Here is a 24106-nt window from a genome sequence, read left to right as displayed (position 1 = left end):
TCAAACTTCAGTGGCAATCGAACGAGATTCGCTGTCACAGGACAGTCGAGCAGTCGGAAGGGGCTTGTCATCCGAACACTCCCGATATATCGTTGACGCATCGCGAACGATACGCGACAGATCAACGATCGAATGGAGTGATTCTGATGCGTTCCCACGGACACGAGCGTGGACATGGACAGCGACAGGGACGCCGTGCGGCGTTCGGGCCCTTCGGTCCGGGCGGCCCCGGCTTCGGCCCCGGCGGTCCCGGTTTCGGACCGGGGCACTGGGGGCCGCGAGGGCGCGGAGGTCCCAGGGGAAGGGCGCGGCGCGGTGACGTCCGGGCCTCGATCCTGGCCCTGCTGAAGGACCGCCCGATGCACGGGTACGAGATGATCCAGGAGATCGCCGAGCGCAGCGGCGGTGCGTGGAAGCCCAGCCCGGGCTCGGTCTACCCCACCCTCCAGCTGCTGGAGGACGAGGGCCTGATCACCAGCGAGAGCGAGGGCGGCAAGAAGCTGTTCTCCCTCACCGAGAGCGGCCGCACGGCCGCCGACGAGGGTCCGGACGCCCCTTGGGAAGAGGCTTCCCGCGGGGTCGACTTCGAGGCACTCGGCGAGATCCGGCAGGCCGGCTTCGGTCTGATGGAGGCCTTCGGGCAGGTCTGGAAGACCGGCAGCAAGGAACAGCGCGAGAAGGCGCTGGCCGTCATCAACGAGACCCGCAAGAAGCTGTACCTCATCCTCGCCGACGAGGACTGACCCTCGTGGTCACGGCGAACAGGGCGCCCCGTGGAGTGATCCGCGGGGCGCCCTTCCGTCTGCCCGGGGCGGGGCTCAGGCCACCAGCCCGGCCAGCTTGCGCAGCGACTCGTTCAGGGCGGCCGTCGCCGAGTCCTTGAGCTTGCCCGCCATCAGAGACACGGCCGCGCCCGTGAACTCGCCGTCGATCCGCACCCCCGTCGCGTCCCCGTCCGGGGTCAGCGTGTAGCGGGTCGCGACGGTCACCGCCATCGGGCCCTTGCCGCGGATCGCCAGCACCCGCGCCGGCTCCAGCTCCTCGATGGTCCACTCGACCTCCGCCGGGAAGCCCATCAGCTTCATGTTCTCCTGGAAGGTCCCGCCCACCGCCAGGTTCTCCGGGCCGCCCTTGGGGAAACTGGTGTGGGTCGCGTTCCACTGCCCGTACGCCGGCCAGTCGGTGAGCTGTGCCCACACCTTCTCGGCCGGTGCCTGGATGCGTGATTCCGCGCTGACTTCGGCCATGCGACCACCCCTTCGTATCGGGCTACGGTGTCGCGGAACGTAGCCGCAGGGCCTCGAACATTCAATACTGATGAACCGTCAGGAAATGTGCGGATCCCGGGCGCGACCGGAGTCTCAGCCCACCCGCCGTATCTCCGCCGCGTCGAACAGGTCCCAGGCCCGCGGGAAGGCGCTCTCGTCGTGGCAGTGCCACGCATCCCAGAACAGGTCCGCGAGCAGCGCGTCCTCCGGCGCGTACACCCGGTACACGTACAGCCTGCCGTCGACCGCCGGCAGCGCGACCAGCCAGCAACCGCACCCGCTCTCCACAACGACGAGAGACGTACGGCCGGTGCGCGGCGGTTGCGTACGGGGCGCACGGCAAGACGGCGCGCGCCCGTGCGGGGGAATCGGCCTGATCTCATCCGTAAGGAGGAGATTCCGGCCGTCGCCGTCCACTCTGCGTGGGACGCGAAGATGCTTCCCCTCGGCGATGACTCAAGCGCTTGCGGTTGATGAGGTAGGGGATGTGCAACCCCGTATTCCCCGCCAGCCCGTCCAGGACCAGGGCGGCATCCACACGGACGACGATGCCGGGCTCGGCGCCGAGCTGGCAGCGGTGGTCGCCGGTGCCCGCCGGAGGGCGGTGCGGGACGGGGACCGCCAGGTCGACACCGCCCATCTGCTGCACTCGCTGATCGAGTCCGACCCCGAGGTCCGCGCCGTCATCGGCGACGCCCCGCAACTCGCCCGGCTGCTCGGCTATCTCGTGCAGCGCAGCATCGGCTACGGGCTGCGCTGGCAGGGCGGGGTCGAGGACTCCGGCGCGCTGCCGGCCGTTCCGCAGTCCGTTCCGCGGGCCGGGGCGAAGGGGGACGGGGCCTGGTCGCCGGTGGCCGCGGCCGCCCTGGAGTACGCCCGCAGCCGCGCCCGGCGCCGCACCGCCGACCGGGCCGACGGCACCGATCTGCTGGCGGGCCTCGTCGTGGACCCGGAGTCCCGGGCCGTGGAGGTGCTGGAGCGGGCCGGAGTGGCCTCCCGCGCCCTGGCCGTGCGGGTCGACGGGGACGACGGAGTGTGGGACGCCGAGACGGAAAGCCGCACGTCCAGCCGTTGAGACAGGGGTCAAAGGGCGTGACGCTCATGTCGTCCCCTGGCATCATGTGCCGGTGCGTATCACTGACAGCAGTCATGGCAGGGGCCTCGGGCTCTCCCTCGCCCTCGGATCGGCGCTCGCCTTCGGCGGCTCCGGCGTCGCGGCCAAGCCGCTGATCGAGGCCGGGCTCGACCCGCTGCACGTGGTGTGGCTGCGGGTGGCGGGCGCCGCCCTGGTGATGCTGCCGCTCGCCGTCCGCCACCGTGACCTGCCGCGCCGCCGGCCCGCGCTGCTCGCCGGGTTCGGCCTGCTCGCGGTCGCCGGGGTCCAGGCCTGCTACTTCGCCGCGATCTCCCGCATACCGGTGGGGGTGGCGCTGCTCGTGGAGTACCTCGCCCCCGCGCTGGTGCTGGGCTGGGTCCGCTTCGTGCAGCGCCGGCCGGTCACCCGCGCCGCCGCGCTCGGCGTCGCCCTCGCGGCCGGCGGCCTCGCCTGCGTCGTGGAGGTGTGGGCGGGGCTGAGCTTCGACGCGCTGGGACTGACGCTGGCCCTGGCGGCGGCGTGCTGTCAGGTGGGGTACTTCGTGCTCGCCGATCACGGTGGCGGAGACGGCGTGGATCCCCTGGGGGTCATCGCCTACGGGCTGCTGGTGGGGGCGGGTGTGCTGACGGTCGTGGCGCGGCCGTGGACGATGGACTGGTCGGTGCTGGCCGGCTCCGCGCGGATGAACGGGTCCACGGTGCCGGCGTTCGCCCTGCTGGTGTGGATCGTGCTGGTCGCGACGGTCGTCGCCTACGTCACCGGTGTGCTGTCGGTGCGGCGGCTGTCTCCGCAGGTCGCGGGGGTGGTGGCCTGTCTCGAGGCGGTCGTGGCGACCGTGCTGGCCTGGGTGCTGCTGGGGGAGCGGCTGGCGGTGCCGCAGATACTGGGCGGGGCCGTCGTGCTGCTGGGCGCGTTCATCGCGCAGTCCTCGACGCCGGCGAAGGAGTCGGTGGTGGACCGGAGTGCGGTGGAGGGGCGGGTCGCCTCGACGTCCGCGGGGTGACCGGACCGGCGGCGGATGCGGGGGCTCCGTGGGAGGTCTCGCCTCGCCACGGCCCCGCGCACCCGCCGAAGGGGTGCGGGGCCCTTGCCGGAACGTGCGTCAGGCGTGCTCGAGGTACGACGGAACCGGCACGTCCGCCGCCAGGTCGCCGTTGGCGATCGGAGTGCCGTACCCCTTGCGCAGCGGCACCACGCCCGCCCAGAACGGCAGGTCCAGGTCCTCGGGCTCGTCGTTGGCACCGCCCGTGCGGGTCTTGGCCGAGACCTCGGCCAGGTCCAGGCGGATCACCGCCGTCGCGGCGAGTTCCTTCTTGTCGGCCGGACGGGAGTCGGCCGAGCGGCCCGGGACCACATGGTCGACCAGGGCGTCCAGCGCGAGACGCTTCTCCTCGGGGTCGGTGACCTGGCGGGCGACGCCGTGCACCACGACCGAGCGGTAGTTGATCGAGTGGTGGAAGGCGGAGCGGGCCAGCACCAGGCTGTCGACATGGGTGACCGTCACGCACACCGGGAGCCCGGGGTCGGCCTGCCCCGTCATCCGCAGCGGGCGCGAGCCCGTCGAGCCGTGCAGGTACAGCACCTCGCCGACCCGGGCGAACAGCGTCGGCAGCACCACCGGCGCGCCGTCGCGCACGAAGCCGAGGTGGCAGACGTACCCCTCGTCGAGGATCGAGTGCACCACGTCCTTGTCGTACGACGCCCGCTGCGCGGAGCGCGTCGGGACGGTGCGGTCGGTCGGGGTGTAGGCGGCGGGCTGTGTCGGCACGGTCCCCTGTACGGCGGGCTCGGCGGTCTCCATTGCATATCTCCATTGCACTAGTGCATAATCTGCTTTGTGCTAGGAGAATATCTGATCGAGGGCCGGGGCGCAGCGGAGATTGCGGCCAGCGTCGAGCGCGGGGTGGGTGCGGGCGAGCTGGAGCCGGGCCAACTGCTGCCGCCGATGCGGGAGTTGGCGGCCCGGCTCGGGGTGAATCCCAATACGGTCGCGGCCGCGTACCGCACCCTGCGCGAGCGCGGGGTCATCGAGACCGCCGGCCGGCGGGGCAGCCGTATCCGGTCCAAGCCGGCCACCACCGGACGGGACCAGATCCGGGTCGACGTCCCGGCCGACGTCCGCGACCTGTCCTCCGGCAACCCCGACCCCGCGCTGCTCCCCGCCCTCGCGCCGATCCTGACGGCTCTGGCGGCCGACGAGGGCGAACGCGCCCCGGTCCTCTACGGCGCCGACCCCGTCGAGCCGGAGCTGGAGCGGATCTCGCGCGCCGAACTCACCGCCGACGGCGTGCCCCACGGGCCGATCACCGTCACCTCCGGCTCCCTCGACGCCGTCGAGCGGGTCCTGCTGGCGCACCTCAAGCCGGGTGACCCGGTCGCCGTCGAGGACCCCGGATGGGGTCGCACCCTCGATCTCGTCCCCGCGCTCGGGCTGCGTACCGTCCCGGTGGCCGTCGACGACGACGGACCGCGCGCCGACAGCCTGCGCCGGGCGCTGGAGTCCGGGGCGCGCGCCCTGATCGTCACCGCCCGGGCGCACAACCCCACCGGCGCCGCGGTGAGCGCCGCACGCGCGCGTGCCCTGCGCGCCGTGCTGCGCGACCACCCGCACACCGTGCTGATCGAGGACGACCACGGCCACGGCATCGTCGACCTGCCCCTGCACCCCCTGGTGGGCACCACCCGGCACTGGGCCTTCGTCCGCTCGGCCGCCAAGGCCTACGGCCCCGACCTGCGGCTGGCCGTCATGACCGGCGACGAGGTCACCGTCGACCGGGTACGGGGCCGGCAGCGGCTGGGACCGGGCTGGGTGAGCCGCCTGCTCCAGCGCACGGTGGTCCGGATGCGGACGGACGGCGCGGTGCACGGCCCGCAGGTGGCGGCGGCCTACCGGGCCCGCCGTGAGCTGCTGATCGACGCGCTCGCGGACCACGGCATCGAGGCGCACGGCCGCAGCGGCATGAACGTCTGGGTCCCGGTCCCGGACGAGACGGGCGCGGTGTCCCGTCTGCTGCACGAGGGGTGGGCGGTGTCCCCGGGGGCGCGGTACCGCCTGGCCTCCCCGTCCGGCATCCGGATCACGGTCTCGACTCTGACCCCCGAGGAGACCGGCCCGTTGGCGGCGGCCGTCGCGGCGGCGGTCGCACCGGCGAGGGGCCGCATCCAGGCCTAGGCGGGACCGGTCCCGCACGGCGGCGGGGTCCCGTTGCCGGTGCTGAACCGACGTCGTAGCACCATGGAGATTTCCCGGTAGGCACCTCTTAGAATCGCTTACATGTTGAACCTGGAGCGCCTGCGCACCCTCGACGCCCTCGCCCGGCACGGCTCGGTGAGCGGGGCCGCCGAGGCCCTGCACGTCACCACGTCGGCGGTGTCGCAGCAGATGGGCAAGCTGGAACGGGAGGTGGACCAGCAGCTCCTCGCCAAGAACGGCCGGGGGGTGCGGCTCACCGACGCCGGCCGGCTGCTCGCCGAGCACGCGGCCCGGATCCTCTCCCAGGTGGAGCTGGCCCGGTCCGACCTGGAGGCGCACCGGGGTCAGGTCGTCGGCGAGCTCGCGGTGGCGGCGTTCCCGACGGCCGCCCGCGGCCTGTTCCCGACCGCGCTGGCCGCCCTGCGCGCCCAGCACCCGGCGCTGCGCGTGCGCTCCAGCGAACTGGAACCGGAGAACGGCGTCGCCGGGGTGGTGCGCGGCGACCTCGACCTCGCCGTCGTCCTGGACTGGTACAACAAGCCGATGCCGCTGCCCGACGGGCTGGTCAAGGCGCCGCTGCTGGACGACCCCGCCGACGTGGCCCTGCCGGTCGCGCACCGGCTGGCCGGGCGGGACGAGGTGGACCTGGGGGAGTTCGCCGACGACGAGTGGATCACCTGGGGCGAGGGCGAGTTCTGCCACGAGTGGCTGATGTTCACGCTGCGCTCCCGCGGCATCGAACCGCTCATCGGCCACCGCGCGGCCGAGACCCACACGCAGCTCAACCTGGTCGCCGCTGGGCTGGGGGTCTGCATCGCGCCGCTGCTGGGCCGCCACCCGGTGCCGGAGGGCGTCCTCATGGTGCCGCTGAAGCAGCGGGCACGCCGCCATGTCTACGCCGTCTGGCGGGCCGACGCCGACCGCCGCCCCTCGATCCGCGCGGCGGTACAGGCCCTGCGGGGCGCGGCCGCGGTGATCTCCTGACCCACCCTGCCCCGCGCCACGCCCGACCGGGACCGTTCAGCGCAGTACGGCCGCCAGCAGGTCGGTGCCCAGTGCCGTCAGGTCGGGCAGACTGAGGCTGTAGCGGACGTACCGGCCGTGGCGCCGGGCCGTGAGCAGGCCCGCGCGGCGCAGGACGGCGAGGTGGCGGGAGACCTCGGGCGGCGAGAGTTCCCAAGCGTGGGCCAGCTCGCGGGTGGTGTGCGGGCCCCGGGCCAGCGTGCGCAGCAGCCGCAGCCGTACCGGATGCGCGAGTGCCTCCAGCCGTAGCGTGACCGTCTCCAGCGGCACCGGCTCCGACGGGCCGGGCTCGGCCACGGGGTACTGCACCACCGGCTGCCACCCGGGTGTGTGGACCGCCACCAGGTGCGGGCGGCCGAAGACGGTCGGGATGAAGGTGACCCCGGTGCCGTGGGCGGTGGTCGACTTGTCCTGGAGCTTGTCCACGATGATGCGGTCGCCGTCCGGTGCCAGGGTGACCGCGCCGGAGACCGAGTCGAGCGCCGCGCCGAGACCCTGGTGTTTCAGCACGTCGTTCTTCAGCCGCAGATCGGCGGCGAGCCGCACCGCGATACCCGTCCAGGCGGTGTCGAAGAACGCCTCGGCACATTGTTCGAGGGTGTCGCGCAACCGGGCCCGTACCGCGGCCGGGTCCGCGAGCAGCCGTTCCGCGAAGGCCTCCTGGGACGCGCCGCGCGCCTGCGCCAGATCCAGGGCCCGCTGCCGCGCGGCCGGGTCGGCGAGCGGCGACCGGGCGGCGAAGTGGACCCGGCTGCTGCCGCACGTGGTGACGAGCGCGGCGGTCACATACCGTTCGTCGTCGATCCGGTCCACGTCGTCCAGCTCCTCGGCGAGGGTGGGCCGGGGCCGGGCGGGGATCAGGAAGTCCGCCTGTGAGGACCGCCAGAGGAAGTCCGCCTCCCGGAGGCGCTCGGCCAGCTCCGGCCGCAGCCCGGCCCAGACGTCCGCGGCCCAGCCCGCCAGCTGCGGATGATGCCCGGGTTCGGCCAGCACATGCAGCATCGCGGTCAGCTCGGCCAGCGGCGAGGCGGCGAACCGCAGCCGCTCGGCCGGCGGCCCGCTGATGTCGATGCGAAGCGTCATCCGGTCATCATCCCCGGCCGGACGGTGGACGACGACGCCGGTTGACGGTATCCGTCAACCGGCGTGCCCCGCACCGCGGGCGAACGCAGCTTGGGCGCCATGACAACCACCACCGGCATCCGGCCCCGCACCCTCGTCCGGGCCTCCGGAGGCCCCCGCTATGCCTTCGCCCTCGCCGTGGACGCGCTCGGCACCGGTCTGCTGCGGCCCTTTCTGCTGCTCTACGGGGTGACGGTGCTGCGGCTGTCCGCACCCGTCACCGGCGCCGCCATGACCGTCGGCATCGTCGCGGGTCTGGTCTGCATGCCGGCGGTGGGCCGCTGGCTGGACCGGGGCGCCCGGAGCACGGCCGTGGCGGCGTCGATGCTGGTGCGGGTGGTGGGCGTGGTCCTGCTGCTGGCGGCCCCGGCGGGGCATGTCGCCTTCTTCGTGGCGGCGGCGCTCTTCCTCGGCATCGGCAACCAGGCCTGGCCGGCCGCCCACGCCGCCCTCGTGGCCACGGTCGCCCACGGCCGGGAACGCGACGCGGCCCTCGCGGCCGGCCGCGCCCTGCGCAACGCCGGTATGGGCGTCGGCGCACTCGTCGCCACCGCCTGCCTGGCGGGCGGCAGCACCGCGTTCCGGGCCCTGGCGGCCGGCACCGGGCTCGCCTACTGCGCCGCCGCGGCCCTGGCCCGGTCGGTCCGCATCCACGCGCATCCGGCCGCCGCTCCGACACAGGACGCGGCCGGCCGGCCCGCACCCCGGATGCGCGCGCTGCTGATCGCCAACGTGGTCTACGTCTTCTGCCTCAACGTCCCCGAAATCGCACTCCCGCTGGTCCTGGTGACACAGCTGCACGCGTCCCCGGTGTGGTCGGCCGTGATCTTCGTGGCCAACACGGTGCTGGTGGTCGCTCTCCAGGTACCGGTCACCGTCCTGATGTCCCGGTTCTCCCGGCGGACCGCGCTCGCCCTGGCCGGCCTGGTGCTCACCGCGTCCTACCTCGGCTTCCTCGCGGTCGCCGGGGCGGGACCCGGCTGGGGCGCCCCCGCCCTCGCCGCGGTGTCCGTGGTCTGCACCCTCGGGGAGATCGGCTACGCGGGCAGCGCCACCGCACTCGTGACCCACCTCGCCCCGGCCCATGTCCTGGGCCGGGCCCTGGCCCGCTTCCAGCTCTCCACGGGGTTCGGCCTCGCGGTCTCCCCGGTGGTCATCACCACGCTCGCGGCGCGCGGCCCGGCCGCCCTCTGGGGCTCCCTGGCCGCGGCCACCCTGCTGTCCGCCGCGGCCGTCGTCAGCGAGTAGGCGCGATGCTCGTCAGCTCCCCAGCTTGCGGAAGTCCCAGGAGGCGGTCTTCGTCGGGGTCAGCCGGGCCCAGGCGTGCCTGCCGTCGTGCGGCATCTCGTCCAGGCCGAAGTTCTTGCGGGCGAACAGCGTCTCGATGTAGTCGAGTTCGGCCACCAGCTCACCGGTGCGCGGCACCTCGCCCACGAACTCGACGGTCCCTCTCAGCTCCACGCCGCGCAACTGGTCGTACTCCTCGCCGGAGTCGACCACGACCGCCACCCGCGGATCGCGGCTCAGGTCCTTCCAGCGCTGGCTGCGCACCACCGAGTACAGCCACAGCGACTTGCCGTCCCAGGCGAACCACAGGGCGCTGACATGCGGGTCACCGGACGCCGACACGGTCGCGACCCGGCAGGTGCGCTGTGTGGTGAGGAACTCGTCCAGCTCGCCGGACGTCATCATGATCTTCCGGCCCCGGCGCTGCGTGTCGGTCATGCGGCCCCCTCTTCTTCCGTTCCCGCGCAATGCTGGTTAGTCTCGCCCGCCCCGCACCAAGGCGGAAGGGGGCGTCACATGCCGTCGTACGAACGGCTCGCGGAGCTCATCGATCCCGTGAGCACCGTCCTGCTGACCGTGGAGTGCCAGCAGGGCGTGGTCGGCCCGCAGAGCGCGCTGCCCGAACTCGCCCACGAGGCCCGGGCATCGGGCGCCCTCGCCAACATCGCCCGGCTGGTCGCCGCCGCGCACGACACCGGCGTCCAGGTGATCCACGCGCTCGCCGAACGCCGCCCCGACGGCCGGGGGGCGAACCGCAACGCCCGCCTGTTCCGTGCCGCCGAGCGGCTGCCCGTCCAGCAGCTCTCCGGCACCGCGGCGGTCCGCGTCGCGCCCCCCATCGAGGTCTCGGAGGAGGACCTGGTGGTACGGCGGCTGCACGGCCTGTCGCCGATCCAGGGGACCGACGTCGACCCGCTGCTGCGCAACCTCGGCTGCCGCACCCTGATCGTCACCGGGGTCTCGGCCAACGTGGCCGTTCCCAACACCGTGTTCGACGCGGTGAACCGGGGCTACACGGCCGTCGTCCCGGCCGACGCCATCGCGGGAGTGCCCTCCGAGTACACCCCCGCGATGGTCCGCAACACCCTCGCGTTGGTCGCTACGGTCGCGACCACGGACGAGGTGCTCGGCTGCCTCAAGAACCCGCGCAGGCGGGCCTGAGCCCAGGGTCAGGCCAGCGTGATCTGGTCACCGGAGACGGTGATGTTCGCGGCCGTCAGACCCGTCGTCGCCGGGCCCTTCTTCACGCTGCCGTCGGCGATGGCGAACTCACTGCCGTGGCAGGGACAGACGATCGCGCCGTTGGCGATGCTCGCCACCGCGCAGCCCGCGTGCGGGCACTTCGTCGAGAACGCCTTGTACTGGCCCGACGTCGGCTGGGTGACGACCACGGCCTGGTCCTTGTAGATCGTGCCGCCGCCCTCGGGTATGTCCGAGGTCTTGGCGAGCGCGGAGCCGCCGGCCGCCGCCGTGGAGGTGTCGGTCGCGCCGCCCGAGCCGTTGCTGTCCTGGGTGGTGGAGCCACCGCCCGCGTTGTCCGTGGTGGTCGAGCTCGACGAGTCGTCGGACGACCCGCAGGCAGTCAGCGCGGCGGCGAGCCCCGCCGCTCCGGCCGCCGCCATGATCGTGCGGCGGGCCGGTTTGGCAGAGGGGTTGAGCGATGCGCTGGTCATGTGAGGGGTTCCCTTCCGCGGAGCTTCTCGTTGATCCGTCCAGGGGTACGGTCTTCGGGCACCACCTGTTCAGACGGCATCCCCGATAGTGACCACCTCGACATGAGCCCCCGGTAAAACGTCGCTGTCGGTTCCCTGTCGGCGTCCGCGGACGGCGGCCGATTCAGGACGAGACGGACCGAGCCGCCCCCAGGGAGCGGTAGAAGTCACGGTGCCGGCGGGCCGCGGCGCGCCAGGTGTGGCGGGCGGCGAGCGCGTGTCCGGCGGCCCGGCGGTCCGGGTCGTCGGCGGTCAGTGCGTGGCCGAGCTGGACGGCCAGCTCCCCGGGGGTGCCGGCGAAGCGGGCGGCCGCGCGGAACACCTCCCGCAGGACGGGGAGGGCGCGGACCACCAGCGGCACCCCGGCGGCCAGGGCCTCCATCGCGGCCAGCCCGAAGCCCTCCTTGAGGGACGGGAAGGCGAAGGCCCCGGCGGCGGCGACCAGGGACGGGAGTTCGCCGTCGGGCACCGGGCCGAGCACCACCGGATCCAGGCCCAGTTCGGCGGCCCGCCGCTCCCAACGGACCCGGTAGTCACGGTAGTCGAAGAGGGTCTCGCCGCCCGCGATCACCAGCCGGACGCCGGGGTGTCCCGCGCGCAGCAGGGCGTACGCCTCCAGCAGGTCCAGGGAGCCCTTGCGGGGTTCGATACCGCCGACGGTGAGGACGTAGCGGCCCAGCCGGGCACGCCAACTCGCCCTCGCCGCAGGGTCGGTGGTGGCGAAACGGTCGTAGTCCACACCGTTCGGGACGACCTCGGCGCCGATGCCCCAGCCGTCGGCGAGTTCACCGGCGACGGCCGCCGACACACAGATGTGCGCGTACGGTTCGACGAGGGCCCGCTCGTGGCAGGCGGCCAGCTCGGGCGTGGTGAAGCGGTCGATGTGGTGGACCGTACGGACGCACCGGCCGGCCGCGTTGGCGCTGATGCAGTCCTGTGCGTGGACGATGTCGTAGGGCGCCGGGTCGAAGGCCTCGCGGAGCGTGGCGATGGACCGCAGGACGCGCTCCCCGACCGTCTCGCCGGCCGGGCCGTCGGCGAACGGCACCAGCCGCACCCGCACCGCGGGGGAGACGGGCCGGAAGAAGCCCGCGTCGCCGCCCCGGCCCAGCGTCCACACCGTGACGTCCTCGCCCAGCGCCGCCAGCGCCTCGGCGAGGGCGAGGGTGTGCACCACCCCGCCGCGCGGCTTGGTGGAGTAGGTCAGCAGGGCGATCTTCACGAGGGGCTCTCCCGGTAGGCGTCGGGACGGCGTTCGCCGAGGTGGCGCAGGACCCGGCGGGCCCGCTCGATCTCGGCGGCCACGTCGAGCTCGGCCACCGCGAGGCCCGCCTTGGACCAGGTGCGGGCGAGGATGTCGCCGCCGGGGCCGACCACCTTGGCCTGGCCGAGGAAGCGCATCCCGCCCAGGGCGCCGGTCTGGTTGGAGGAGGCGAGGACCACCTGGTTCTCGGCGGCACGCGCCTGGTCGTACAGGTCGAACAGCTTGGCCTGGCGGTCCTGGGCCATCCGCGGCGCGCGGTTGGTGATGCTGGTCGGCCAGGCGGAGAGACAGGCGAGGACCTCGGCGCCGTCCAGGGCCAGGGAACGGGCCGACTCCGGGAAGGTCTTGTCGTAGTCGATGAGCATGCCGAGCCGGCCGACCGGGGTGTCGAAGGCGTCGAAGCGGTCACCGGCCGTGTAGGCGGCGGTCTCCCCGGCCGGCAGATGCACCTTGCGGTGACGGCCGAGGATCCCGTCGCCGCTCACACAGACGGCCGCGTTGTGGCGCTCGGTCCCGCCGTCCTCGCAGTAGCCGACGCACACCACCATCTCGGCGGCCAGCCTGGCCACCCGGAGGATCAGCGGGTCGTCGGGCTTCAGGGCCGGGGGCAGCGCCTCCGGGTCGGGGTGGCGCAGATCGGCGAGATAGCCGCCGAGCGCGGCGTCCGGCAGCACCAGCAGTCCGGCCCCCGCGGCCCGCGCGTCGTCGATCAGCTTGCCGATGCGGGCCAGGTCGAACTCCAGGTCGCGGCCGAAGTGGGCGGCCGCGGCCGCGATCCGGATCGTGCTCATGCGGTGACTGCTCCCGGTGACAGGTCGTAGGTCTCGGGCCGCCGGTCGCGCAGGTGCCCCATCGACCGGCGGGCGGTCTCCAGGGCCTGGACGACGTCGAGTTCGGCGACGGCGATGCCGGCCGGCACCCCCGTGCCGGCGAGGATCTCGCCGCCGGGGTCCACGACCTTGGCACTGCCGACGAAGCGTAGCGAGCCGAAGGTGCCCGACTGGTTGGCCGACAGCCACACGATCTGGTTCTCCAGGGCACGCGCCCGGTCGAACAGGTCGAAGCGCCGCTTCCAGCGGTCCTGTCCGAGGTCGGCCGACGGGTTGGTACGCGCGCCCGGCCACGCCGACACACACACCCCGATCTGGGCCCCGTCCAGCGCCAGCGCGCGGGCGGACTCCGGGAACGCCTTGTCGTAGCAGATCATCATCCCGAGCCGCCCGACCGGGGTGTCGAAGGCGTGGAAGCGGTCGCCGGAGGAGTAACTGGCGTCCTCGCTCAGCGGCTGGTGGACCTTTCGGTGGTTGCCGAGCACACCGTCGCCGGTGACGCACACCACGCTGTTGTAGCGGGCGTCCCCGGCTGCCTCGCAGTACCCGGCGACCACGGTCATCTCCCCGGCCAGCGCGGCCAGCCGGCGGATCTCGGGGCCGTCGAGGGCGAGGGCGGGCGGACCCTCGTCCAGGGCGGTGGGGTCGTCGAGGCCGAGCAGATACCCGCCCAGGCACGCCTCCGGCAGCGCGAGCAGCCGCACGCCCTGCTCCCGTGCCTCCTTGATCAGCCGTTCGGCGATCGCGAAGTCCTCTTCGAGGTCGCGGCCGAACGCGGCGGCCACGGCCGCCATCCGCAGCGTGCTCATGCGGCTCCCATCCCGGTCACGGTGGCGGTGACCGCTTCGGTGACGTCTCCGTCGGGCCAGCGCAGCCCGACACCCCGGCCCTCGGCCAGCTCACCGCACACGGCGTCCGCCGCGGGGCCCGCGGGCGGCGCGGGGGCGCCCGGCGGGGCCGCGGTGAGCATCGCGTAGCCGGGGAAGCAGGTCAGCCAGTCCCCGGCGGTGGCGGCGGGCGGCCGTGGTACGGCGGCCATGTCCAGCACCGCCCGGCAGCCGCTCGCCTCGGCGAGCATGCCGAGGGTGCCGGCGATCCCGGCCATCGACACGTCCTTGGCGGCGGCGGGCCGCACCGCGGCCACCGCCCCCGCCATGGCCCGCAGTTCGTCCCTGCGACGAGAGGTCGTCGAGTCCCACTGGCGGCCCCCGTACCCCGGCCGCCAGCCACCGCCGAGGTCCGCCGTCAGCCGGACGGCATGCCCCGGGCGTCCGCCGCCGCCCGGCACCGGATGCTCCGCGCGGCCGAGGGCGGTCACCGACAGGGCGGCCGGGACGCCCAGTTGGGTGTGGCCGCCGAGCACCGGCACGCCGTACGCGTCGGCGGCCCGCGCCAGCCCGGCCAGCACCCGCGCGGCATGCCCGGCGTCGGCCGCGCCCACCGCGTCCAGCAGGCCGAGCGGGGCGGCGCCCATGGCCGTGAGGTCGTTGACGTTGACCAGGACCGCGCACCAGCCGGCCCAGTCGGGGTCGCGCTCGACCATGGACGGCACGATCGCGTCGCAGGCGGCGACCAGGTCGGTGCCGGGCACCGGAGCCCCGTCGTCGCCGACGAACCCGGCGCCGCCGAGGGCGGGCAGGGCCCCGCCGGACTGGGGGCCGGGCGTGGCCGTCCCGGTCCGTGGGCCGCGCAGGTGTGCGAGGAGGGGGCCGAGGGCGGCCTTGGCCGCGGCCGTGTGGGCCGCGATACGGCCGATCGGCCACCGCATCAGCACATGCGGGGCACCGGCCACCGTGACCGGACGCACGGACCGCCAGCCCAGCCGCCGGAAGAGCACCTCGTTGCGGCTCTGCACGGTCGCGTCGAACCGCAGCGCGCCCGCCGCCTCCGCGTGGGCACAGGCGGCCCGCACCAGCGCCGCGCCGATGCCCCGCGCCCCGCGGGCCCGCGGGGCGACGACCAGCCGGCCGCCGGCCCACCAGCCGATGTCCGGCCCGTCGGCGACCGGCCCGAGCCGCACACCGCCGACCACCTCGCCGCCCTCGGCCCTGGCGACCAGCACGACCGTACGGGGGTCGGCGTCCCGGTCGTCCAGGTCATGGCCGCTGAACAGGCCCTGCTCGTCGACGAACACGTCCCTGCGCAGCCGCCGGTACGCGGCCGCCTCCGCCCCGCCCCGCGCCTCCTCGATCCGGAAGCCGGCGCGGCGCGCGAGGGTGCTGCGGTCGCCCAGCAGCGCCAGGATGTCCGGCTGGCGCTCGCTCGTGGCCGGTGCCGCCACGTCGTCGAGATACACGCCGGTCACCCGCCCGCCGCCCGGAGCACACTGCACGCCCCGCAGGCCGCGCAGCCCGCCTGCTGGTCGGCACCGCTCATCCCGGCGGCCCGCAGCGCGGCGGCGACGCCCGCCGTGACGTACCGCAGCACCTCCGCGCCCGGCGCGCCGGAGCCGTCCCGGGCGGCGAGGGTGCCGCGCATCGGCCGGAAGGGGACGACGAACGGATACACCCCGCGGGCTATCAGCTTCCTTGCCCCCGCGATCAGTTCGTCGGGATCCTCGCCGAGGCCGACGAGCAGGTAGGTGGAGACGCGGTTCGGCCCGAAGACCCGCACCGCCTCGTCCCACGCGGCCCGGTACTCGGCCAGCGGGACCGTCGATTTGCCGGGCATCCAGCGGCGGCGCACCGCGTCGTCCAGGGACTCGACATGGATGCCGATCGCCGTGGCGCCCGCGTCGTGCAGGGCGCGGATCCAGGCGAGGTCGGCGGGCGGCTCGCACTGCACCTGGACCGGCAGTTCCGGTACCGCCCGCAGCACGGCGCGGACCGACCGTACGAGGTTGCGGGCGCCGCGGTCCGGTCCGGTGGTCGTGCCGGTGGTCATCACCATCTGCCGTACGCCGTCGAGCCGTACGGCCGCCTCCGCGACCTCGGCGAGCTGGTCCGGGGTCTTGGCGGCCACCGTGGCGCCGGAGCGCAGGGACTCCTCGATGGTGCAGAAGCGGCAGCGGTCCGCCTCGGCGTAGCGGATACAGGTCTGCACGACGGTGGTGGCGAGCACGTCCGCGCCGTGCAGCCGGGCGATGTGCTCGTAGGGGATGCCGTCGGCGGTGGTCAGGTCGTAGAACCTGGGGCGCTGTACGGCGGTCAGGGTGAGGCCGGTGTCCGTGAGATGTCCGGTCTCGTCGCCGAGCCAGACCCTGCCGTCGCGTACCCGGTAGGGGCTGTCGGGGTTGCGGGGGAGGGCGGCACCGGCACCGTCGAGGGGACCCTGTCCGATCAGGAAGTGTCCGTCGTCGCTGGGGCCCGCGCCGTCCGGCCGGTGCACGGGGGCCTCCAGCGCCACGCCGTGCAGGGCGAGTTCGGCGCGGGTCGTGATCCGCACATCCACCGTCGTACCGGTGCCGGTGCTCATGGCGCCCCCCTACAGCTGGTAGGTGGAGTTGATGATGGCGCCCTTGCGCGCGTAGTGGATCAGCGCGTCCTGGACGTCCAGCGGATGGGTCGGGATGACGCCCTCGATGAGGTCCTCCTCGCGGGCGCCGTGCAGCGACAGGCCGAACCGGCAGCAGAAGACCTTGCCGCCCTCCGCGATGAACGTCTTGAGCTGGTTGTTGATGTTGTGCTCGCCGGGGAAGGCGGAGTTGCCGGTGGTCGGGAAGCCGCGGGTGGCCAGGCAGTTGAGGGAGCCGGGGCCGTAGAAGTAGATCGCGGTCTCGAAGCCCTTGCGCAGGGCGCGGGTGGCCTGGAGGACGGCGACGAAGGAGACCGAGGACTCGTGGGCGATGCCGTGCACGAGGGTGAAGTAGGTCTCGCCGTTCTCGGCCTGGTAGTCGGGGAAGACCTTGGTGGAGCCGTAGATGCTGGAGCCCTCGGGGAGGGAGGGGTGCGGGATCTCGTCGAGGGACTTCTGCTCGACGTCGCTGAGCTGGGCGGCGGTTTCGGACATGGCGGTCTCCTTGTGCGAGGCGGAGGTTCTTTTCCGGGGGAGGACGGGGGCGGTCAGTGGTTCTTTTCCGGGGGAAGACGGGGGCGGTCAGTCGTAGAGGGCGGCGAAGGTGTCGCGGAAGACGAGGCCGGCCAGTTCGCCGCCGCCGGTCGCGGCGGTCATCCGGGCGTACTCGCCGGTGAAGTCGCCCCAGGGCTGGTCGCTGGCGAAGAGCACGCGGTCGTGGCCGACACCGCGGTGCTCGATCTCCCGGGCCAGCCAGTACGGCAGGAAGCCGATCGCCCAGGAGAGGTCGGTGTAGACGCGCTTGCCGGCGGTGATCCAGTCGAAGAACCGGGAGCCGGCGAGCTTGATGTGGCCGCTCATCCCGCCGCCGAAGTGCACCAGATGCAGGGCCACCCGGTCGGCGTACCGGTCGACGAGGTGGCCGACCTCGTCGATGTCGGAGGCCGCCCCGGGAGAGGTGTGGACATGGACGACCAGGCCGTGCCGGGCGGCCTCCGCGAAGATCCGGTCGAGCAGCGGGCGGCAGGCCGGGTCGGTGGGGCGGCCGCCCAGCAGGAAGCTGAGCTTGAGCGCCCTCACACCCGGTTCGCCCGCCAACTTGAGTGCTTCGAGCGTGCGTTGCTCGTCCTCGGGGCGTGGCGAGACCCACAGTCCGGCCCGGATCCGGTCGTCGGACTGGGCTGCCTCCACTGCCAGTTCGTTGAAGGAGAAGGCGACGGCGGGGTCCGGGACACCGTAGTTGGGGATGACCAGGGCACGTTCGGTGCCCTCGGCGTCCAGATCCGCGATGAGCTGCGCGACGGTGGCGCGGGCGGTGGTGTCGGGGTTGACGGGCGGGCCGCCGTAGAAGGGAAAGGCGGGCAGCACACCGATGTGGCGGTGGGCGTCGTGGACCCTGGGGCGGTGCGTGGCGTGGACCATGGCGGTGCGTGACTCCTTCTCAGCCCACGGGGACGGCGGCCGCGACACGGGTGGGCGCGCCGGTGAGGGTGCCGCAGACGTCGGCGAGCCGACGGCCCGCGTCGATGTGGCCGGCTATGAACTCGGCGTCCCGGCCGACCGCTTCGAAGCGGCCCGAACCCCAGGTGTGCTGCCAGGGCAGGCCCAGGAAGTACAGGCCGGGGACGCTGGTGACACCGCGCCAGTGCATCGGGTAGCCGCGCCCGTCGAACGCGGGGATCTCGATCCACCGGTGGTCGCGGCTGAAGCCGGTCGCCCAGACGACGGAGGTGATGCCGGCCGCGGTGAGGTCCAGCCCGTCCGGACCCCCGTCCGGTTCCCAGACCGGGGTGTAGCGGGGCTCGTGCGGGGCGTCGATGCCGTGGGCGGCGACATGGGCGTCGATGGCGTCCTTGATGGACTCGGCGACCGCGTCCGCGCGGTCGAGGTTGGCCTTGAGGTCGCCGGCGAAGCCGAGGACCCGCCCCTCCACCGAGGTGAGACGGCCGTGCAGCCGCATCCCGTCCCGGGCGAAGGCCCGCAGGTCGATGTCGCGGCCGCCGTCGCGGCCGGTGACGTAGTGGTTGACCCGCATCCGCACCGCACCGGCGTCGTCGAACTCGTCGATGGGCCTGGCGTAGTGGCCCATCTCGTCCAGCCAGGCCACGCAGTCCCGGCCCCGGTAGAAGCGCGCCACCCGCGGCGCGCCGCCCACCGCCAGATGCACCTGCCGGCCCGCGAGATGCAGGTCCTCGGCGATCTGGCAGCCGGACTGTCCCGTGCCCACCACCAGCACCGCCCCCGCGGGCAGCCGGTCCGGGCTGCGGTAGCCGGAGGAGTGGAGCTGCCGGACACCGGAGGGCAGCCGCTCGGCGGCCCGTGGGATCCTCGGGGTGTGGTAGGGGCCGGTCGCCACCACCACCTGGTCCGCGGTGAAGTCGCCGTCCGTCGTGGCGAGTTCGTAGACACCGGTGGGCGCCCTGCGGACCCGGGTGACGGACACCCCCTCCACCAGGGGCGGTTGGAAGAAGGCGACGTAGTCCTCCAGGTAGCGCACGATGTCCGCGCGCACCATGAAGCCGTCCGGGTCGCCCCCTCGATAGGGGTAACCAGGCAGCTTGCACTGCCAGTTGGGCGTCACCAGGCAGAACGAGTCCCAGCGGCGCGCCCGCCACTCGTGCCCGACCCGGTTCGCCTCGAACACGACGTGCTCGACGCCGCGTTCTCGCAGGCAGTAACTGACCGACAGACCGGCCTGACCGCCGCCGATCACCGCCACCGGGAAGTGCCCCCCGGCCGGCCGCGGCGCCGGGGTCACCGGGCGCTCCCGGCCGTGCCGGGCGGGTTCTCGGACTTCGCCACGACAGCCGGGCCGTCGGGTGCGCGTTCGCTGAAGCAGATCTCGGGCATGACATCCTCCAGGCGAGGCGCCGAGGTCGGGACGCCTCGCCGCTGCTTGCCCGACCCACTCCACCCACCGGCCATTTCCGGACCAAGTCATCCGGAATAAAGCGGAGTTACGTGATCCTCACGCTGAGTGCGGTGTCCGGCACGGTGTGTTGCCTCGGAGGCAAAAGCGAGGGGCTGCCCGATTCGGGGAAGTCCGTCCACCGATCGGCGGGGACCGGGCGCGATCAAACAGGTAAGGTAAGCCTAAGTTTGTGTGGCTGTCGCTGTTGAGCGGTGGCGTGGCATGCGCTGCCGATGGACTGTGCCGTCGTGGCCCACGGGTGGTCCCGGTGGCGGTCGTGTCCGCGGTGTCACGGCTGACGGCGGCTGCCGCCGCAGAGGGAGGCTCGATGACGGACTTCGCAGGTACATCGCGCGGGCCGGTGGCGCAGACACCGTCCCGGGGAACGGCGTCGACGCTCGCCCGCGTTCGGCTGGGGGCGGGCGGACCGCTCGTCCGCGTGCGGGTGGCGGACGGCGGGGTCACCCATGTGGTCGCGGAGCAGGAGAGCCCGGCGTCCGCCGGACTCGTCCCGGGTGACCGGGTCCTCGACCTGGACGGGCGGGTACTCCTGCCCGGACTGTGGGACGCCCACGTCCATCTCGCCGAGTGGGCCAGCGCGCGCCGCCGGCTCGACCTGTCCGGCACCGCCTCCGCACGGGAGGTGGCCGACCGGGTCCGCGACCACGGCCGTGCGGCCCCCGGCGGGTCGGTGCTGTTCGGATACGGCTTCCGGGACGGTCTCTGGAGCGACGCCCCGCACAAGGAACTGCTCGACGCGGCCCTGCCGGATCGTCCGGTCGCCCTGGTCAGCGCCGATCTGCACGCCGTGTGGCTGAACTCCGCCTGCCTGGCACTGGCCGGCCGGGGCGACCACCCGACCGGGCTGATCCGCGAGCACGAGGGACACGTGGTCCTCTCGGCCCTTCCCGAGGCGCCGGCCGAGACGGTGGACGGCTGGGTCGCCGACGCCTGCCGGGCCGCCGCCGCACGCGGGATCACCGGTGTCATCGACTTCCAGTTCGGCGACACGGTGGGCGCCTGGGAGCGGCGCTCGGCGCAGTCCCCGCCGGCCGTACGGGTGGCCGCGGCCGTCTACCCGAGCCACCTGGACGCGGCGCTCGCGCGCGGACTGCGTACCGGGTCCGGGATCGGCGCGCACGGGGACCTGGTGCGGGTCGGCCCGCTCAAGCTCTTCACGGACGGTTCGCTCAACACCCGCACCGCGCTCTGCCGCGACCCCTATCCCGGCCTCGAGGGCACGGACGGCGCGCACGGCATCGAGCAGACGCCGCCGGACGAGTTGGTGCGGCTGATGCGCCGGGCCGCCACCCACGGCGTCGAACCGGCGGTGCACGCCATCGGCGACCGCGCCAACACCGTGGCCCTGGACGCCTTCGAGGCCGTGCGCTGCCGTGGCCGGATCGAACACGCCCAGCTGCTGAGCCCCGAAGACCTGCCGCGCTTCGCGGAGTTGGACGTCGTCGCGGGGGTGCAGCCCCGGCACGCCACGGACGACCGGGACGTGGCGGACCGGTACTGGTCCGGCCGCACCGAACGCGCCTTCGCCTATGCCGACCTGCTGGCCGCCGGGGCGCGGCTGGAGTTCGGCTCGGACGCCCCCGTCTCACCGCTCGACCCCTGGCTCGCCGTCGCGTCGGCCGTCAGCCGTACCGACGACGGCCGCCCCGCCTGGCATCCGGAACAGCGCCTGCCGGTCCGGGACGCGCTGGCCGCGGCGGCGCGCGGGCGCCGGCTCATCAGGGTCGGGGACCCCGCCGACCTGGTGGTCGTGGACGCGGATCCGCTGGCGGCGGGCCCGGACACGCTGCGCGCGATGCCGGTGCACGCCACGATGACGGACGGCCGCTGGACCCATGGCCCGTACTGAGTCCGCGTCCGCTCCGCGACGGTGTTGCTGACCGCGTTCGACGACCGGTGAAAGGCGGATGCGCATGATGTCCCGTGACACGGCTCCCCACATCATGCCCGAGCCCGCCCTGCTGCCCCCCGACCGTTCCGGCTGGGCGGTGGACCCCCGGCGTGCCGCTCTGCTGGTCCTGAACGTCCAGAACCACTTCGTGCACGTGCTGCGGGAGAGTTCGGTGCCGGTCGACGGGCTGGTGGCCGGGATCGGCCGGCTGGCGGCGACGGCGCGGGCGGCGCGCGTGCCGGTGCTGTACTCCGTCTCCACCGCCGAGCGCGGCCGCGACGGCCGCGGCGCCGCCTTCGGGCACCCGCACTTCCCCCGGGAGGACGGCTCGGGCGACGTGGTGAGCGCGGTGCGGCCCCGGGTCGGGGACACGGTGCTGACGGCGAAGCGGTTCAGCGCCTTCGCGGGCACCCGGCTGCGGCAGCTCCTCACGGAGCTGGAGCGTGACCAGCCGGTGATCGTCGGGGTGTTCGCGCGGACCCAGGTGATGCTGACCGCGGCCGACGCCTGGATGCAGGACGGAGAACCCCGTGGCCCGAACGGGACCGTACCGTCCGGGCCACGGGAGTGCGGGGGCGAGGTCAGGCCGCCGTCAGCCGGTCGGCCAGCACGGACCGGTGGATCTCCTCCGCCCGGACCGCCACGGTCGACAGCAGTGTGCTGGTGAGCCCGTGGGTGTGCTCGGTGCCGCCCTGGAGGTAGATGCCCGCGGTGACCTCCGGCACCGTCTCGACGCGGTGGTCCCGGCCCACCCGGATCGCGTCCCCGTCGTCCTTGAGGCACAGTTTGGCCGCGTCGCCGAGGAGCGCCGTCAGGTCCCGGGGCCGGTAGCCGGTGGCGAGTACCAGGACGTCGGCGGGCAGCACCTGCCGCTCGCCGGTGGGCAGGAACTCGACGGCGATGTCGAGACCGCCGTCGGCGGCGGGCGTGACACCGCGGACGCGCGAGACGTTGAGGAAGCGCAGCCGCTCCCGGCCGGCCACCTTCTCCCGGTACGTGGTGGCGTACAGCGACTCGATCAGATCCATGTCGACCACCGAGTAGTTCGTGGAGCGGTGGTAGTCGAGGAGGGACTGCTTGACCTCGGACGGCGACGAGAAGTAGACGTCGACCGCCTCCGGATCGAAGATCCGGTTGGCGAACGGGCTGTCGTCGGCCGGGGTGAAGCCGTACTTGGCGAAGACCGAGCACACCTCGGCGTCCGGGAAGGTGCGGTGGAGGTAGTCCACCGTCTCGGCGGCGCTCTGCCCGGCGCCGAGCACGACCACCCGCCGCACCGCCGCACCCGTTCCTGCCAGTTGCTCGGCGCGCGGTATCAACTCGCTGTTGTGCCAGACGCGTTCGGCCAGTTCGAGGCCGGGCGGCACATGAGGTTCGAGACCCATCGCCACGCTGATGTTGCGGGCCCGGTGGGTCACGGCCGTCCCGGGGCGCGCCGGGTCACGGCGGGTGACGTCGAAGAAGGCCACCCGGCCGTCCTCGTCGCGCACCGGGTCGACCGCGATCACCTCGCTGTCGTACGACACCTGGTGCGCGACCCGCGTGGCCGCCCACTCGAAGTACTCGTGGAACTCCATCCGCAGCGGGAAGAGCGTCTTCTGGTTCAGGAAGTCGATCAGTCTGCCGCGTTCGCGCAGGAAGCACAGGAAGCTGTAGTCGCTGGTCGGATTGCGCAGCGTGACGAGGTCCTTGAGGAAGGAGACCTGCATCGTGGCGTCGTCGATCAGCATGCCCCGGTGCCAGCCGAACCGCGGCTGGCGTTCCAGGAACAGGGCGTCGATCCGACGGTCTGCCGCGAGACCCGTGTTGTGTTCCTCAACCGCTATGGACAGAGCGAGATTTGACGGGCCGAAACCGATCCCGACGATGTCGTGGACGACGTCGGGACCATTGATCGGTGATTTCACCTTGGCATCGCCTCCCTCAGGCTTGCCCATGCTAGATAAGGTAAGGCTTACCTAGCAATGGAGTCTTGGAAGGGAAGGACCGTCATGCGGGTCGTCATGCTCGGCTACCAGACGTGGGGTCACCGAACGCTGCAGGCGTTGCTGGACTCCGATCACGAGGTCGTCCTCGTCATCACTCACCCGAAGAGCGAGCACGCCTACGAGAAGATCTGGGACGACAACGTCGCCGAGCTGGCCGAGAAGCACGACGTGCCGGTGCTGCTGCGCAACCGCCCCGACGACGCCGAACTCCTCGACGCCGTAAGGGAGTCCCGTCCGGACATCATCGTCGCCAACAACTGGCGGACCTGGCTGCCGCCGGAGCTGTTCGACCTTCCGCCGCACGGCACCCTCAACGTCCACGACTCCCTGCTGCCGGCCTACGCCGGGTTCTCGCCGATCATCTGGGCGCTGCTCAACGGCGAGGAACGGGTCGGCGTGACCGCGCACCGCATGAACGCCGAACTCGACGCCGGTGACGTCCTGGTGCAGCGCTCGGTGCCGGTCGGACCCACCGACACGGCCACCGACCTGTTCCACCGCACCGTCGGCCTGATCGCGCCCATCGTGCGGGAGTCGCTCGACCTGATCGCCTCCGGCCGGGACGCCGGCCAGTGGATACCGCAGGACCGCGGCCGTGCCAGCTTCTTCCACAAGCGGTCCCTGGAGGACAGCCGGATCGACTGGACATGGCCCGCGGAACGCCTGGAGCGCCTGGTACGCGCCCAGTCGGACCCGTACCCCAACGCATACGCCTTCCACGGCGGCGAGCGGCTGAGGATCGTCTCCGCGGCCGTCTCCGAGGGGCGTTACGGCGGCACCCCGGGCCGGATCTTCATCCGCGAGGGCGACGGCGTGGTCGTCGTGGCCGGCGCCGACGCCCACACGGGCCGCGGCCGGGGCCTGCTGGTCCGCCGGGTACGGACGGACGACGGCACGGAGTACGCGGCACCGGACTACTTCCGCACGATGGGCGGCTACCTGACGTCCCGCCCCTGACAGCAGGACCCGGCCCCCGGGGAAACACGCGGGGGGCGGGGGGCCCCCCCGCCCCGTGGTGGTCCCCGCGGGGTAGAGGGCCCCCCCCCG

25 protein-coding genes are annotated in these 24106 nt (G+C 73.3%); 10 read left to right on the top strand and 15 right to left on the bottom strand.

The window, feature by feature from the left end:
* Positions 1–146: 146 nt before the first annotated feature.
* Entirely contained in the window at positions 147–743 is a 597-nt protein-coding gene (locus ACFWXC_RS39055) for a PadR family transcriptional regulator (RefSeq protein WP_384486534.1), read from the top strand.
* A gap of 75 nt (positions 744–818) precedes the next feature.
* Here ACFWXC_RS39055 and ACFWXC_RS39050 read toward each other — a convergent pair whose 3' ends face one another.
* Both ACFWXC_RS39050 and ACFWXC_RS39045 read right to left on the bottom strand, forming a co-directional pair.
* Positions 819–1247: an SRPBCC family protein gene (locus ACFWXC_RS39050; RefSeq protein ID WP_351712342.1), complete on the bottom strand. Its 429-nt coding sequence runs from the start codon at positions 1245–1247 to the stop codon at positions 819–821.
* A gap of 114 nt (positions 1248–1361) precedes the next feature.
* On the bottom strand, positions 1362–1556 hold the full coding sequence (locus ACFWXC_RS39045) for a hypothetical protein (RefSeq protein WP_384486532.1): 195 nt from the start codon (positions 1554–1556) through the stop codon (positions 1362–1364).
* A 199-nt stretch (positions 1557–1755) separates the two neighbouring features.
* Between ACFWXC_RS39045 and ACFWXC_RS39040 the strand changes: the two genes are divergently transcribed.
* Both ACFWXC_RS39040 and ACFWXC_RS39035 read left to right on the top strand, forming a co-directional pair.
* Positions 1756–2343, top strand: a complete 588-nt coding sequence (locus tag ACFWXC_RS39040; RefSeq protein ID WP_384486530.1) for a Clp protease N-terminal domain-containing protein — start codon at positions 1756–1758, stop codon at positions 2341–2343.
* A 46-nt stretch (positions 2344–2389) separates the two neighbouring features.
* Positions 2390–3367 (top strand): DMT family transporter, encoded by a 978-nt coding sequence (locus ACFWXC_RS39035; protein ID WP_384486528.1) that lies wholly within the window; start codon positions 2390–2392, stop codon positions 3365–3367.
* 99 nt (positions 3368–3466) lie between these two features.
* Here the strand turns inward: ACFWXC_RS39035 and ACFWXC_RS39030 are convergent, their stop codons facing one another.
* On the bottom strand, positions 3467–4165 hold the full coding sequence (locus ACFWXC_RS39030; protein WP_384486526.1) for a pyridoxamine 5'-phosphate oxidase family protein: 699 nt from the start codon (positions 4163–4165) through the stop codon (positions 3467–3469).
* A gap of 36 nt (positions 4166–4201) precedes the next feature.
* Between ACFWXC_RS39030 and ACFWXC_RS39025 the strand changes: the two genes are divergently transcribed.
* Together ACFWXC_RS39025 and ACFWXC_RS39020 are read left to right on the top strand one after the other, a co-directional pair.
* Positions 4202–5536, top strand: a complete 1335-nt coding sequence (locus ACFWXC_RS39025; RefSeq protein WP_384486524.1) for an aminotransferase class I/II-fold pyridoxal phosphate-dependent enzyme — start codon at positions 4202–4204, stop codon at positions 5534–5536.
* Positions 5537–5638: 102 nt separating this feature from the next.
* On the top strand, positions 5639–6541 hold the full coding sequence (locus ACFWXC_RS39020) for a LysR family transcriptional regulator (protein ID WP_384486522.1): 903 nt from the start codon (positions 5639–5641) through the stop codon (positions 6539–6541).
* Positions 6542–6577: 36 nt separating this feature from the next.
* Here ACFWXC_RS39020 and ACFWXC_RS39015 read toward each other — a convergent pair whose 3' ends face one another.
* A complete protein-coding gene (locus ACFWXC_RS39015) occupies positions 6578–7663 on the bottom strand; it encodes a DUF5937 family protein (RefSeq protein WP_384486520.1) in 1086 nt (361 codons plus the stop codon).
* A gap of 99 nt (positions 7664–7762) precedes the next feature.
* Here ACFWXC_RS39015 and ACFWXC_RS39010 point away from each other — a divergent pair, with 99 nt between their 5' ends.
* Complete coding sequence (locus ACFWXC_RS39010; RefSeq protein WP_384486518.1) at positions 7763–8950, top strand: MFS transporter; 1188 nt, start codon at positions 7763–7765, stop codon at positions 8948–8950.
* Positions 8951–8962: 12 nt separating this feature from the next.
* Here ACFWXC_RS39010 and ACFWXC_RS39005 read toward each other — a convergent pair whose 3' ends face one another.
* Positions 8963–9427: a pyridoxamine 5'-phosphate oxidase family protein gene (locus ACFWXC_RS39005; protein ID WP_384486516.1), complete on the bottom strand. Its 465-nt coding sequence runs from the start codon at positions 9425–9427 to the stop codon at positions 8963–8965.
* A gap of 78 nt (positions 9428–9505) precedes the next feature.
* On the opposite strand from ACFWXC_RS39005, the gene ACFWXC_RS39000 reads away from it, so the two are divergent.
* Entirely contained in the window at positions 9506–10150 is a 645-nt protein-coding gene (locus tag ACFWXC_RS39000) for a cysteine hydrolase (protein ID WP_384486514.1), read from the top strand.
* A gap of 8 nt (positions 10151–10158) precedes the next feature.
* On the opposite strand, the gene ACFWXC_RS38995 is transcribed toward ACFWXC_RS39000, so the two are convergent.
* The 9 genes from ACFWXC_RS38995 to ACFWXC_RS38955 all read right to left on the bottom strand — a co-directional run bounded on the left by ACFWXC_RS38995 (position 10159) and on the right by ACFWXC_RS38955 (position 19006).
* The gene (locus ACFWXC_RS38995; protein WP_384486512.1) at positions 10159–10662 is read right to left on the bottom strand and encodes a Rieske (2Fe-2S) protein; all 504 of its coding nucleotides are present in this window, start codon (positions 10660–10662) and stop codon (positions 10159–10161) included.
* Between the two features lie 163 nt (positions 10663–10825).
* Positions 10826–11923, bottom strand: a complete 1098-nt coding sequence (locus ACFWXC_RS38990; protein ID WP_384486510.1) for an MSMEG_0565 family glycosyltransferase — start codon at positions 11921–11923, stop codon at positions 10826–10828.
* Complete coding sequence (locus ACFWXC_RS38985) at positions 11920–12756, bottom strand: carbon-nitrogen hydrolase family protein (protein WP_384486508.1); 837 nt, start codon at positions 12754–12756, stop codon at positions 11920–11922. The genes ACFWXC_RS38990 and ACFWXC_RS38985 overlap by 4 nt, the downstream gene beginning before the upstream one ends.
* The gene (locus ACFWXC_RS38980) at positions 12753–13604 is read right to left on the bottom strand and encodes a carbon-nitrogen hydrolase family protein (protein ID WP_384486506.1); all 852 of its coding nucleotides are present in this window, start codon (positions 13602–13604) and stop codon (positions 12753–12755) included. Before ACFWXC_RS38980 ends, ACFWXC_RS38985 begins: the two co-directional genes overlap by 4 nt.
* A complete protein-coding gene (locus ACFWXC_RS38975; protein WP_384486504.1) occupies positions 13601–15091 on the bottom strand; it encodes an MSMEG_0567/sll0787 family protein in 1491 nt (496 codons plus the stop codon). Before ACFWXC_RS38975 ends, ACFWXC_RS38980 begins: the two co-directional genes overlap by 4 nt.
* A gap of 5 nt (positions 15092–15096) precedes the next feature.
* Entirely contained in the window at positions 15097–16209 is a 1113-nt protein-coding gene (locus tag ACFWXC_RS38970) for an MSMEG_0568 family radical SAM protein (RefSeq protein WP_384486502.1), read from the bottom strand.
* A 9-nt stretch (positions 16210–16218) separates the two neighbouring features.
* Entirely contained in the window at positions 16219–16743 is a 525-nt protein-coding gene (locus tag ACFWXC_RS38965; protein ID WP_384486500.1) for an MSMEG_0572/Sll0783 family nitrogen starvation response protein, read from the bottom strand.
* 87 nt (positions 16744–16830) lie between these two features.
* On the bottom strand, positions 16831–17670 hold the full coding sequence (locus ACFWXC_RS38960) for an amidohydrolase family protein (protein ID WP_384486498.1): 840 nt from the start codon (positions 17668–17670) through the stop codon (positions 16831–16833).
* A gap of 19 nt (positions 17671–17689) precedes the next feature.
* A complete protein-coding gene (locus ACFWXC_RS38955) occupies positions 17690–19006 on the bottom strand; it encodes an MSMEG_0569 family flavin-dependent oxidoreductase (protein WP_384486496.1) in 1317 nt (438 codons plus the stop codon).
* Between the two features lie 481 nt (positions 19007–19487).
* Here ACFWXC_RS38955 and ACFWXC_RS38950 point away from each other — a divergent pair, with 481 nt between their 5' ends.
* Together ACFWXC_RS38950 and ACFWXC_RS38945 are read left to right on the top strand one after the other, a co-directional pair.
* Positions 19488–21029, top strand: a complete 1542-nt coding sequence (locus tag ACFWXC_RS38950) for an amidohydrolase (RefSeq protein WP_384486494.1) — start codon at positions 19488–19490, stop codon at positions 21027–21029.
* A 64-nt stretch (positions 21030–21093) separates the two neighbouring features.
* Positions 21094–21738, top strand: coding sequence for an isochorismatase family protein (locus tag ACFWXC_RS38945; protein WP_384486492.1), 645 nt, complete (start codon positions 21094–21096; stop codon positions 21736–21738).
* Here the strand turns inward: ACFWXC_RS38945 and ACFWXC_RS38940 are convergent.
* A complete protein-coding gene (locus ACFWXC_RS38940) occupies positions 21653–23008 on the bottom strand; it encodes a lysine N(6)-hydroxylase/L-ornithine N(5)-oxygenase family protein (protein WP_384486490.1) in 1356 nt (451 codons plus the stop codon). The two genes, ACFWXC_RS38945 and ACFWXC_RS38940, sit on opposite strands and share 86 nt — an antisense overlap.
* Positions 23009–23062: 54 nt before the next feature.
* Between ACFWXC_RS38940 and ACFWXC_RS38935 the strand changes: the two genes are divergently transcribed.
* Positions 23063–24016: a methionyl-tRNA formyltransferase gene (locus tag ACFWXC_RS38935; protein WP_384486488.1), complete on the top strand. Its 954-nt coding sequence runs from the start codon at positions 23063–23065 to the stop codon at positions 24014–24016.
* The last annotated feature ends 90 nt before the right edge of the window (positions 24017–24106 follow it).

This window comes from Streptomyces sp. NPDC058683 (assembly GCF_042716195.1).
Lineage (GTDB): Bacteria > Actinomycetota > Actinomycetes > Streptomycetales > Streptomycetaceae > Streptomyces.
The sequence above is the reverse complement of the archived record's forward strand: the minus strand, read 5'-3'. Positions and strand labels throughout refer to the sequence as shown.

Bases quoted from the DNA above. Each gene is read 5' to 3' on its own strand.
- ACFWXC_RS38950 (WP_384486494.1), top strand. From the start codon at position 19,488: ATGACGGACTTCGCAGGTACATCGCGCGGGCCGGTGGCGCAGACACCG.
- ACFWXC_RS38965 (WP_384486500.1), bottom strand. From the start codon at position 16,743: ATGTCCGAAACCGCCGCCCAGCTCAGCGACGTCGAGCAGAAGTCCCTC.
- ACFWXC_RS39055 (WP_384486534.1), top strand. From the start codon at position 147: ATGCGTTCCCACGGACACGAGCGTGGACATGGACAGCGACAGGGACGC.
- ACFWXC_RS38935 (WP_384486488.1), top strand. From the start codon at position 23,063: ATGCGGGTCGTCATGCTCGGCTACCAGACGTGGGGTCACCGAACGCTG.
- ACFWXC_RS38970 (WP_384486502.1), bottom strand. From the start codon at position 16,209: ATGAGCACCGGCACCGGTACGACGGTGGATGTGCGGATCACGACCCGC.
- ACFWXC_RS39050 (WP_351712342.1), bottom strand. From the start codon at position 1,247: ATGGCCGAAGTCAGCGCGGAATCACGCATCCAGGCACCGGCCGAGAAG.
- ACFWXC_RS38995 (WP_384486512.1), bottom strand. From the start codon at position 10,662: ATGACCAGCGCATCGCTCAACCCCTCTGCCAAACCGGCCCGCCGCACG.
- ACFWXC_RS39020 (WP_384486522.1), top strand. From the start codon at position 5,639: ATGTTGAACCTGGAGCGCCTGCGCACCCTCGACGCCCTCGCCCGGCAC.
- ACFWXC_RS39010 (WP_384486518.1), top strand. From the start codon at position 7,763: ATGACAACCACCACCGGCATCCGGCCCCGCACCCTCGTCCGGGCCTCC.
- ACFWXC_RS39030 (WP_384486526.1), bottom strand. From the start codon at position 4,165: ATGGAGACCGCCGAGCCCGCCGTACAGGGGACCGTGCCGACACAGCCC.
- ACFWXC_RS39000 (WP_384486514.1), top strand. From the start codon at position 9,506: ATGCCGTCGTACGAACGGCTCGCGGAGCTCATCGATCCCGTGAGCACC.
- ACFWXC_RS39015 (WP_384486520.1), bottom strand. From the start codon at position 7,663: ATGACGCTTCGCATCGACATCAGCGGGCCGCCGGCCGAGCGGCTGCGG.
- ACFWXC_RS38980 (WP_384486506.1), bottom strand. From the start codon at position 13,604: ATGAGCACGCTGCGGATGGCGGCCGTGGCCGCCGCGTTCGGCCGCGAC.
- ACFWXC_RS39005 (WP_384486516.1), bottom strand. From the start codon at position 9,427: ATGACCGACACGCAGCGCCGGGGCCGGAAGATCATGATGACGTCCGGC.
- ACFWXC_RS38940 (WP_384486490.1), bottom strand. From the start codon at position 23,008: ATGGGCAAGCCTGAGGGAGGCGATGCCAAGGTGAAATCACCGATCAAT.
- ACFWXC_RS38960 (WP_384486498.1), bottom strand. From the start codon at position 17,670: ATGGTCCACGCCACGCACCGCCCCAGGGTCCACGACGCCCACCGCCAC.
- ACFWXC_RS38945 (WP_384486492.1), top strand. From the start codon at position 21,094: ATGATGTCCCGTGACACGGCTCCCCACATCATGCCCGAGCCCGCCCTG.
- ACFWXC_RS38985 (WP_384486508.1), bottom strand. From the start codon at position 12,756: ATGAGCACGATCCGGATCGCGGCCGCGGCCGCCCACTTCGGCCGCGAC.